The organism is Bacillus sp. JJ1474, from assembly GCF_036965225.1.
Taxonomy (GTDB): Bacteria; Bacillota; Bacilli; order Bacillales; family Cytobacillaceae; genus Cytobacillus.
Window position 1 is genome coordinate 1 of record NZ_JBALPC010000336.1, and the last position, 533, is coordinate 533.

The following is a 533-nucleotide window of genomic DNA, read 5'->3' on the forward strand; positions in this document are numbered from 1 at the left end:
CGTTTGATTGGAAGGGTTTGAAGAGGTGACAGGGAGGGATGTTTGGAGAAAGCTCATTGGAAAGCGAGACCCATGACGACGTCTTGGTTGCTTCTAAGGGTAGATAGAAAACTTATAAATGATCGGTTGGTTAGGTGTTTAATATTGGGGCGAACAATGTCATAAATGGAAAAAGCCCTGTGACTTTTGATGTTCGTCACAGGACTTGTTTTTTATCATCACTAAATACCGCTTTAAATTGTCCGTTTTCTGCACCTTGGACGATGGTCACTTCTGGTTTAACCACATCTCCTTTCTTAGTCGTAGCTACCCTAAATTGCAGACTGTCATTTTGAGCAGTTGACGTATCCTTTACCAATCCTGCATCAGTATTAATGACATAATCTACATCTTTTTGAAAAAACACTCAAGAATAAATCAATTAAACATTTGTCGAATCATGTAACATTTGTGTAAAATTTAGCTAAGTTTTGTTGACTATTCATTTTATGTTAATTACTATATAAATTATAAGAAAGTAATGGTAATTTTGT

The 533-nt window shown here is 35.5% G+C and carries 1 protein-coding gene; it reads right to left on the reverse strand.

What is annotated here, in order from left to right; translation table 11 throughout:
* Positions 1–196: 196 nt before the first annotated feature.
* A complete protein-coding gene (locus V7164_RS25495; protein WP_335355633.1) occupies positions 197–358 on the reverse strand; it encodes a hypothetical protein in 162 nt (53 codons plus the stop codon).
* Positions 359–533 lie beyond the last annotated feature (175 nt).